This window comes from Robiginitalea sp. (assembly GCF_049588695.1).
Classification (GTDB): domain Bacteria; phylum Bacteroidota; class Bacteroidia; order Flavobacteriales; family Flavobacteriaceae; genus Robiginitalea.
In genome coordinates, this window is record NZ_JBAVZJ010000014.1 from 1 (window position 1) to 9,029 (window position 9,029).

At 47.3% G+C, this 9,029-nt stretch carries 10 protein-coding genes; 3 read left to right on the top strand and 7 right to left on the bottom strand.

Going from position 1 to position 9,029, the window contains the following annotated elements; genetic code table 11:
- The 5 genes from WBV75_RS00200 to WBV75_RS00220 all read right to left on the bottom strand — a co-directional run.
- Window positions 1-668: YitT family protein (locus WBV75_RS00200; RefSeq protein WP_424118652.1), on the bottom strand; the 668-nt coding region annotated here is incomplete at its 3' end.
- A gap of 21 nt (window positions 669-689) precedes the next feature.
- Window positions 690-2,108 carry a TolC family protein gene (locus WBV75_RS00205; RefSeq protein ID WP_424118653.1) on the bottom strand — a complete coding sequence of 473 codons (1,419 nt, stop codon included), beginning with the start codon at window positions 2,106-2,108 and terminating at the stop codon, window positions 690-692.
- A gap of 1 nt (window position 2,109) precedes the next feature.
- On the bottom strand, window positions 2,110-3,459 hold the full coding sequence (locus tag WBV75_RS00210) for an HlyD family secretion protein (protein ID WP_424118654.1): 1,350 nt from the start codon (window positions 3,457-3,459) through the stop codon (window positions 2,110-2,112).
- Window positions 3,452-5,128, bottom strand: a complete 1,677-nt coding sequence (locus WBV75_RS00215; RefSeq protein ID WP_424118655.1) for a peptidase domain-containing ABC transporter — start codon at window positions 5,126-5,128, stop codon at window positions 3,452-3,454. The genes WBV75_RS00210 and WBV75_RS00215 overlap by 8 nt, the downstream gene beginning before the upstream one ends.
- Window positions 5,121-5,807, bottom strand: a complete 687-nt coding sequence (locus tag WBV75_RS00220; RefSeq protein WP_424118656.1) for a TetR/AcrR family transcriptional regulator — start codon at window positions 5,805-5,807, stop codon at window positions 5,121-5,123. The genes WBV75_RS00215 and WBV75_RS00220 overlap by 8 nt, the downstream gene beginning before the upstream one ends.
- A 129-nt stretch (window positions 5,808-5,936) precedes the next feature.
- Between WBV75_RS00220 and WBV75_RS00225 the strand changes: the two genes are divergently transcribed.
- From WBV75_RS00225 to WBV75_RS00235, 3 genes are read left to right on the top strand one after another with little or no spacing between them, the layout of a single operon-like run.
- Window positions 5,937-6,500 (top strand): DNA-3-methyladenine glycosylase I, encoded by a 564-nt coding sequence (locus WBV75_RS00225; RefSeq protein WP_424118657.1) that lies wholly within the window; start codon window positions 5,937-5,939, stop codon window positions 6,498-6,500.
- On the top strand, window positions 6,490-7,071 hold the full coding sequence (locus WBV75_RS00230) for a hypothetical protein (protein ID WP_424118658.1): 582 nt from the start codon (window positions 6,490-6,492) through the stop codon (window positions 7,069-7,071). The genes WBV75_RS00225 and WBV75_RS00230 overlap by 11 nt, the downstream gene beginning before the upstream one ends.
- A complete protein-coding gene (locus WBV75_RS00235) occupies window positions 7,058-7,741 on the top strand; it encodes a DUF2490 domain-containing protein (protein WP_424118659.1) in 684 nt (227 codons plus the stop codon). Before WBV75_RS00230 ends, WBV75_RS00235 begins: the two co-directional genes overlap by 14 nt.
- Here the strand turns inward: WBV75_RS00235 and aat are convergent.
- Together aat and WBV75_RS00245 are read right to left on the bottom strand one after the other, a co-directional pair.
- Complete coding sequence (aat, locus tag WBV75_RS00240) at window positions 7,725-8,387, bottom strand: leucyl/phenylalanyl-tRNA--protein transferase (protein ID WP_424118660.1); 663 nt, start codon at window positions 8,385-8,387, stop codon at window positions 7,725-7,727. The genes WBV75_RS00235 and aat overlap by 17 nt on opposite strands.
- 35 nt (window positions 8,388-8,422) lie before the next feature.
- Window positions 8,423-9,029, bottom strand: a 607-nt coding sequence (locus WBV75_RS00245; protein WP_424118661.1) for a TIGR00366 family protein, incomplete at its 5' end; no start/stop codon positions are given.

Below are 9,029 nucleotides of genomic sequence, written 5' to 3' on the forward strand. Positions count from 1 at the left end.
CCACGTCCCATTTTTTCGATGATCATTTCCCGAATCTCCTCAGACTCCCCGGAAATGATCGTAACGCCTGTGTATTCCTCTATACCCTCCACAACAAAATCCAGGGTTCTGGAAGCTGCCAGATAGGTCAGCATCGAATACAGGGCTGCTTCGATCGACAGAAAATAGGCCGCTGCAAGAAAAATCACAATATTAATCAGGATGACAACATCTCCTATTTTCAGGGCCGTTTTGCGACTGAGATAAATGGCCAGTACTTCCGTGCCATCCAACACGCCACCCCCCCGAATCGAAAGCCCGATTCCCGCTCCGAGAAAAAATCCTCCGAAAACCGCCACCAGAAGCTTGTCCTCGGTAATTTCAGGGAAATCCACCAAAACCAGTGTAAGGGCCAACCCAATGATGGAAATTCCGGCTTTAATGGTAAATCCGCGCCCGATAACACGTAACCCCAGGATAAGAAAGGGGATGTTCACCACGATTAAGAGAATATAGAGTGGGAGGTCGAATAATTCAGCGATCAGGAGTGAAATCCCCGTCGCCCCTCCGTCGATAAAACGGTTTGGAAGCAGAAAACTCTCAAGCCCAAATGCCGCGCACCCAATTCCGCTGAGGATAAAGACGGCTTCTTTTAAAGCGTCCTTTGAAACAAAGTTAAAGGGCTTCATAGCGTTTTTAGGTTTACGGGCTTAGGGGTTGAGATCCGGGTTGATGGCGAGCGCCTGGAACAACTTCGCTTTGGCCATTAGATATTTGTTTTGAACTTCGTTGGATTTCAGGCGTGCATCGATCAGTGCGCGCTCCCTGGAGTTGATCAAAAAGAGGGAGCTTTCCCCAAAACTGAATTTGCGTTCTTCGGCTTGCAAAAGCCGGCTGTAATCCACAACAATCCCATCGATGAGTACATTCTGCCTTTCGAATGAATCGAGTTCGTTGTAGAGTGCATACACTTTGTTTCGTATACTTACCCAGGCGTTGTCCCGTTCAAATTCCGCATCCCGCAACTTAAAACGCGCCAGCTTCAAAGCACCTCTTTCCTTTCTTAAAAAGAGTGGCATGCTAAATGTCACCCCACCCTTGTAATCCTGGGTGACATAAGAATTAATGAGATCCGGGGTCTCTGTCAGAAAATTGTACTCCAGCTGTATCTGGGGAAACAACTGGTTGACCTTAAGTCTTCGGTCTACCTCCAAACCTTGTATTTTGTAGTCCAGAGAGCGGAGTTTGGGATGCACTTCCAGGGCAAAACTATCCACGGGCAGGCCTTCTATTTCCAATGCACGGTCGACCTCCTCTCCCGGGTTCATCTCCGGGGTAACCCCCTCCTGGACTTCAATGGGGATGTTGTCATCCAACCATAGAAAATTGGAGAGCTCCAGAGCTCTGTTCCTGTAGCGCACCCGGGCCTGCTCCAGACCGAGGCTCCTGTTCTGTACTGCGATCCCTGCTTCCACGGTATCTATATAGGCGATATCACCGGCAAGGGCACTCTCCCTTATACCGTCAAAACGCAGCCGCGCATTGTCCAGGAATTGTTCAAATACCAACAGGTCTTTATAGGATTGCAACCATTTGAAATAGGCCTCGGAAGCATCAAAGAGGATTTGATTCACAAATAAATCCCGGTCGGCCTCGCTTTGCTGCTCAAAGAGTTTTGCCCTTTTTAAGGTCGCCATACGCTCATTGATCCATAATCCATTGAGTACGTTGACGGAAACACCCGCACTAAAAAGACCATCTTCCGTATTAAATTCATCGGGGTTCAGGAAGTCTCCATTGTTTTGATCATACCCCCCCTTAAATTCCACACCAAACCAGGTGGGGATTTTAAAAGTGGCATTCAGTCGGTCGTAATATTCCGATCCACTGAATTCCTTTCGGTCGTAATCCACCTCCAGCTTCGGATCAAATCCACCCCTGGATTGCAAAAGGTTCGCCTCGGCAGCACCAAGCACGATTTGTGCCTGCCGGGCTACAGGATGGAACTGCTTTACATAAGCCAGATACTCCCGGAACCCGAGCACAAGGCTGTCCACCTGTTGCGTCTGTTGCGCCTGGGTCAGGGAAGAAAAACAGATAAAGAGCAGTAAGACGAGTCTGAGCCGCATATTATTTTTTAGCTGTTTCAACACCCTCATTAGGTGTGTAGTAATTCGGAGGGAAACCGTTGAGTTGCCTCCAGAGTTCAAACCATATCGGGACATCCTCCAGGAGTGCGATGGTATTGGCCCCCGAACCAACCCTCAGGTCCCTGGGCCACGGATGGTCTTCTTCATCCGGCGCAAGAAGAACGCGGTATTTGCCATTCGGGCTGATAAATGTCTCGATGGCTACCACCGTACCTCCATACGTTCCGTAAGACACATTGGGCCATCCGCTGAAAACAATAACAGGCCATCCATCAAACTGAATCCGGACTTTCTCACCGAGATGGATCAGGGGTAAATCTATGGGGGAGACAAAGGTCTCTACCGCCATTTCGTAATCCGAGGGCATGATATTGACCAGTTCTTCCCCTTCCTTAAAGGTTTCCCCCAGCCCAGCTTTTATCGCCCTGTTGACAAAACCGTTTTGGGGAGCGCGGATGTAATACATTTCCGAACGAAGTTCGTAGTTGGATCGTTCATTTTCCAGTTTTGTCACCTGGGCCTCAGAATCGAACTGGGAGGATTGGGCCGTAAACAAGTCGCTCTGTGCCTTCGAGACTTTATCGGTATATTCTGCCTGCACCCTACCGATCTCCATCTCTGCATTGAGCACCTCGTTCTTACTGGCGAGCAATTTGTTCTGTTGGGAAATCAACTTGGCCTGGGTTTCCTGTAATTTCAGGCGCTTTTCCTCCACATCCGTCACCGCTTTCAAACCTTCCTGCTGCAACTGGGTCGTACGGTTATACTGACGTTCTGCAATACTGATATTAGTCCTGGCCGCCTCGAGATCAATACTATCGCTTTGAACCTTGAGTTTGGCCTGAATAAGCTTGTTCCTGGCTTGTTCCAGCTTGAGCAGCCGCTCATTTTCAAGGGCCCTGATTTGGTTTTGAAGGGCGCGAACCTTCTCCTGGTAGGAGGATACCGACATCGTTTTGGCGTCTATTTGCTGACCAGTACGCTCAATAAGTCTCGGGTCGAAATATTCGCTCTTGACCTCTGACATAAAAAGGATTGTATCTCCCTTTGCCACATAGTCTCCTTCCCGGACGTACCATTTTTCAAGACGCCCCGGGATGGGAGATTGAAGGGTCTGCGGGCGCTGATCCGGATTCAGGGTGGTCAGGAATCCTTCCCCCTTGATATTCTGGGTCCACGGCAGAAATAGTACGATTAGAGTAATAATCGCAAATGCCAGTAGAAACCGGTTAAAATACTTATAGTGCCTCCGGTGAAAAACCTTTTGCACGGCTTCAAACCGGTTCAGGTCCACCTTCTCGTTCAATTTACTCGGTGAAATATTAAGCATTTCCGTTCTCTTTTAGAATCTTACCATCTTCAAAGTAAACTACTCTTCCACATCGGGAAGCCCACCGCTCATTTTCACTGACGACCACCAGAGCCCATCCGTTGTCAGGATTCGTCAGGAAATCCATAACATCATTGGCCTCGTGAGGCTTAAAATGATCCAGTGGATCCTTGAGTAATAAGAGTTTTGGTTTGCGGAGGATACTCCGTGCAAGAACCAGTTTTTTGCCCACCGTAAAGGGAATTTGTTTCCCTTCCGGGTACAGAACGGTATTCAAACCCTGAGGTTGTTCCTTGACAAAAGAAATCAGTTTGGTCTTTTCAAGGGCCCAATAGACCTCTTCCATGGTGATACTCTTATCTCCAAAAGTCAGGTTCTCCAGGATGGTGCCTTCAAAAGGTGTTTCCTCGGGTAAAGACTTCCCTAGGTGGGACCGGTAATAATTCAAATCCACCCCTTTCAGGGAGACCTCGTTGATGAAAATTTGTCCCTCATCGGGTTCCAGGATAGCGGCAATCAACCTAAGGAGGGTAGACTTACCCGAGCCCGATGGTCCTTTCAGGAGGATGGTACAGGTAGGTGTGATTTCCAGGTTTACCCCATCGATGATTTTCTTCTCCCGTTCGGGGATCTTGTATGATATATCTTTTAATTCCACGAAAAAGCCACGTCCCTCTTCAAAGGGCTTTTCGCCACCCACGGGTTCCAGTTCTTTATCGACTACCTGCCCGAGTTTTTCCAGGGAAGTCAGTAAATCGTAAAAAGTCTCCAGACCGAGGATGAGTTTTTCCACAGAGCTAATAACCAAAAGGATGATAATTTCTGCTGCGACAAACTGCCCGATATTCATCTCCTGATTCAGCACCAGTAATCCCCCTATAAGGAGAAGCCCCGCAGAGACGAGCACTTTAAACCCGATCATCTGTACAAACTGGATTACGAGTATTTTAAAGTGACTCTCCCGTGCATCCAGGTAAGCACTGACGAGGCTGTCATTTTTATCAATCGCATGTGAGGTTTTTCCGGAAAGCTTAAAGCTGACGATACATCGGGCTACCTCTTCAATCCAGTGGGCTACCTTATACTTATTCTTGGATTCATCGAGGCTCGTTTCCAATCCGCGCTGGAAGGTGTACTTAAAAACGACATAAATCAGGAGGACAAGTAACAATCCATATATAATAAAGAACGGGTGGTAGAAAGAGAGTAAGAGCAGGCCGAAAATAATCTGTAAAAGGGCGGCAGGGAAATCCACAAGGATTTTGGCCAGCGATTTTTGAACGGTCAGGGTATCAAAAAAACGGTTTGCGAGCTCGGGCGGATAATAATTGCGCAGCTGGTCCATCTTTATTTTTGGAAATCTGTAGGCAAACTCAAAGGAAGCCCTTGTAAATATTTTTTGTTGCAAATTTTCAATAATCCGTATCTGCATCAGTTGGAGCAACCCTACAAAAGCGACCCCAAGCGTGACCAGGACCACGAGAACAATCCAGGAGGTACTCACCTGTGCTCCCTGGATGAGGTTAATGATCGCCTGAATCCCCAAAGGCAATGAGAGGTTCACCAACCCCGCAAAAATCGCGTAATAAAAAACCTGAAGAACGTCCTTTTTCTCCAGTGTCAATAGGCCGATCAAGCGCTGCCAGGCTGTTAGTACTTTTTTAATCATCGATCTGTACGTTTAGAGAAGTGAATACCTGGTGTCTGAAAAATTTGTAAACAGACTCTTTATCCTCGCAGTCTGTAAGGGATGGGAAATGTTCCTTGAGAAAATACTGGTGCATGGCACCTTCCAGGACCGTGCTGGCGAGACTTGCCGGATAAGGATAGTCCGGTTTTACAGCCAGAATCATATCCTGAAGCCTCCCTACCATCCGTTTGTATATCTCAAAATAACCTTCTTTGTTCTCCCGATCGACTTCCTTGGTCAAAAAAGACTTTGAGTACTCATTGATGACGATCTGGTACAGGGCCACTTCGTCTATGTATGAAAATGAAGAATCCGCTTCCACGGGTTCCGTAAGGACATTCAATGCCCTTTCCAATTTATAGGCCGGATCCTGAATATTATTGGTCGTAAGGACCAACTGGTATTCCTTCCATCCCCAATACCAGGAAGACAGGTAAATCAGGAATTTGTGCTTGTTTTCGAAATATCTGTAAACCGAACTCTCGTTTGATCCGATCCGGGCCCCGAGTTTCCTGAAATTGAAATTTTCAAATCCCACCTCAGAAATCAGTGCAATACCACTCTGAACGATACGCTTGCCCAAATCAGAAGATTCGGGATTCTTGACGTAGGTCTTTTCATTCACCGCAATCTTCACATTATTGATCAGATGCTTCATAGGATCAGATTATTCACCCGCAAATATAATAGCATTACTATCATTAAATGAAAGTTTAACTATTATTTAACGAAAGTATTCCTATCAATAAAATGCGTTCGAAGCCATAGGATTACGTATATTTAACTCATGGAGAAACACCGATGTGGCTGGTGTAAAGGCGATTCTCTTTACGAGGCCTATCACGATTTGGAATGGGGCGTCCGGGTTACGGACGATCAGAAGCTTTTTGAGTTCCTGCTGCTCGAAACCTTTCAGGCTGGGTTAAGCTGGATCACCATTTTGAAAAAAAGGGAAAATTTTCGCACCGCGTTTGACAATTTTAATCCTGAAAAGATTGCCCTGTACGGTAGTGATAAATACGAAGCCTTGTTAGCTGATGCGGGAATCGTCCGAAACCGCTTGAAAATCAAAGGAAGTATCACCAACGCCCGGGCATTCCTTAACGTGCAAAAAGATTTCGGGAGCTTTAGCTCGTACTACTGGAGTTTTTCAGATGGGAAGCAAATCCGAAATGCATTTAGCAACTACAGGGAGGCACCGGCCAAAACCCCACTCTCTGATCGTATGAGCGCAGATTTAAAGAAAAGAGGTTTTACCTTTGTAGGAAGTACTATTGTCTATGCCATGATGCAGGCCACGGGAATGGTAAATGATCATGAAATTAATTGTTTTAGGTATAATGAAGTATAGAATCCTCACCCTCCTCGCCATGGCGTTCTGTTGTACCCTCAATGCACAGGCGAAATACGAGCGGGAGTTTCGCATTAAGAAATCCCAGTTTCCACAGGCTTCCCTGGTCCTTGCGGAGCCCTTTCTCAACGGGGTTCGAAAACTGCGCTACTATAAAGAAATCGACAGCAGCAAACAGTCTTACGAAATCAAATTCAAGCGGGACAAGCTAAAGTACAGTGTGGAATTCAACGACAAAGATGTACTGGAGGACATTGAAGTGGGGATTTCCGAGGTAGATATACCCGAAGCGACTTATCAGGCCATGGAAGCGTATTTGAAAAAACACTTTTCGAAGTATAAGATTCGAAAAATCCAGCAACAATATCCCAGGACGGCCTTTGCCTCCACAGAAGAAACCTTTAGAAATGCCTTCCAAAACCTGATGCTCCCGGAAATCCGATATGAGGTAATGGTTCATGCCAAAACTACGGGGCACTATATGGACTTTGAAATCCTCTTTGATTTTGAAGGGAAGTTTTTAAATCAGCGCAAATCCCTACCCCCAAATTACGATCATGTCCTTTATTAAAAGGATGTGGGTTATTTGTTTGGCTTTCTATTCCGGCTCATGCTGGGGGCAGGACGATCTTATAGGGTTTCTGCAACCCCGGATTTCCATGAACTATTCGTTAAGTCCGGCCTATACCCATAATTTTTCATTTGCCCAGCGCACTCTTTTCTTAAATCCAATCGATTCGGGCATTGGGACGATCCATCTGGATCTCGCACACTTTTCAAACTTTAAACTGCCGCGCCAACGCAGTATTGGCCTGGGAATAATGTACCGGCTAAGGGAACCTTTTGAAGGACCCGGTCAAAATGAGCTGCGCCTGACCCAGCAATTCAATTTTATCCACCGCAAGCATTCCATTCGATTCGGACATCGATTTCGCACAGAACAGCGTATTCTTCCCGCACGTACCGTGCACCGTTTCAGATACCGGTTTGCAGCGGACGGCCCTTTACAGGGTGAAAAACTCGACCCTGGAGAACTCTACTGGGTTGGAAACCTGGAAGCCCTTAACTCCGTAGGTAAAGGAATCCGACCTGTCTACGGTCTGCGTGCCAGCGGCTGGCTTGGATATTTAGCGAATAAAACGGCGAAAATACAGGTTGGAACAGAGTATCGCAGGGTCGGGTTTTGGTTGGAAGGGCGCCCAGTTCTATTTCTGCTTTCCTCCCTTATCCTGAATTTGTAAGTATTTCTAAAAAGGCCTCCCTCGGAATTTCCTCGGCTCCCAGGGTACCCAGGTGTTGTGAATACACCTGGCAGTCGATACAAGTATATCCCTGAACTTCCAATTCCCGCACCATGTGGATAAAAGCCACTTTAGAAGCGTTGGAAACCAGGCTGAACATGCTTTCACCACAAAAAACATGCCCGAGGTCGATACCGTAAAGACCGCCTACCAGTTTGTTGTCCTCCCATACCTCATAAGAAACGGCGTACCCCAGATTATGTAATTCTCCATAGGCCTGTAGCATGCGTTCTGTAATCCAGGTTCCCTCCTGCTCCCCGCGCCCCACCCGGGCGCAATGCGTAATTACCTCTGTAAAATTTCGATTTCGGGTGACCCTGAAGCGATCCTTCTGGAGTAACCGCCGCATACTCCGGGAGACTTTAAGTTTATTCGGAAAAAGGACTGCCCTGGGGTCGGGGCTCCACCACAACAACAGGGAGTCATCACTAAACCAGGGAAACACACCACTGCGGTAGGCCAGCATCAGGCGATCCGTGCTCAGGTCTCCGCCAACAGCCAATAATCCTTCCGAAGTAGCCTGGGTTACTGGGGGAAATAGCAAGCGCCGGGTCAGGATGGGAACGGGAATATGCTGGGATTTCAAAGTGACTGATTTTTAACTCAAAATATACTGAACGATCAGGAAAACCACAAACCGCCCAGGTAAATTACCCCCCCCACAAACATAAAAAGCAAAGTATAGGGAAGGATCTCACGAGCCTTTAACCGGGTAATCCCCAAAAGTGGCAGGGCCCAAAAGGGTTGCAACATATTGGTGAGTTGATCTCCATAGGAAAGGGCCAGGACAGCTTTCGGAAGCGATACCCCGAGGCGCTGGGCCGCCTCCAGAATTATCGGGCCCTGTACGGCCCATTGCCCACCCCCACTCGGGACAAAAACATTAACCAGGCCTGCGCTGAAAAACGTAAAAACAGGGAATGACCTTTCCGTGCTCACGGCTACAAAAAAATCAGAAATCCGGTGGATCAGACCACTTTCCGTCATGATTCCCATGATCCCGAAATAAAGCGGAAACTGAATAAGGATTCCGGCCGTATCTCCGATGGCCTCCTGGGTAGCCTGTAAAAAACTTCGAATGTTCCCATGCAAAAGTATGGCCAGGCCCAACATAAAGAAATTAAGCATGTCCGGGGTCAGATTCAGTGTTCTGAGTTGAGGCAGGTACTGCACCAGAAAAGCCACAAAAATCAGGATTCCCAAAACCGTGGATAAAACAGGGGAGTGA

Coding starts and splice junctions, on each gene's coding strand:
- WBV75_RS00205 (WP_424118653.1), bottom strand. CDS start 2,108: ATGCGGCTCAGACTCGTCTTACTGCTCTTTATCTGTTTTTCTTCCCTG.
- WBV75_RS00210 (WP_424118654.1), bottom strand. CDS start 3,459: ATGCTTAATATTTCACCGAGTAAATTGAACGAGAAGGTGGACCTGAAC.
- WBV75_RS00215 (WP_424118655.1), bottom strand. CDS start 5,128: ATGATTAAAAAAGTACTAACAGCCTGGCAGCGCTTGATCGGCCTATTG.
- WBV75_RS00220 (WP_424118656.1), bottom strand. CDS start 5,807: ATGAAGCATCTGATCAATAATGTGAAGATTGCGGTGAATGAAAAGACC.
- WBV75_RS00225 (WP_424118657.1), top strand. CDS start 5,937: ATGGAGAAACACCGATGTGGCTGGTGTAAAGGCGATTCTCTTTACGAG.
- WBV75_RS00230 (WP_424118658.1), top strand. CDS start 6,490: ATGAAGTATAGAATCCTCACCCTCCTCGCCATGGCGTTCTGTTGTACC.
- WBV75_RS00235 (WP_424118659.1), top strand. CDS start 7,058: ATGTCCTTTATTAAAAGGATGTGGGTTATTTGTTTGGCTTTCTATTCC.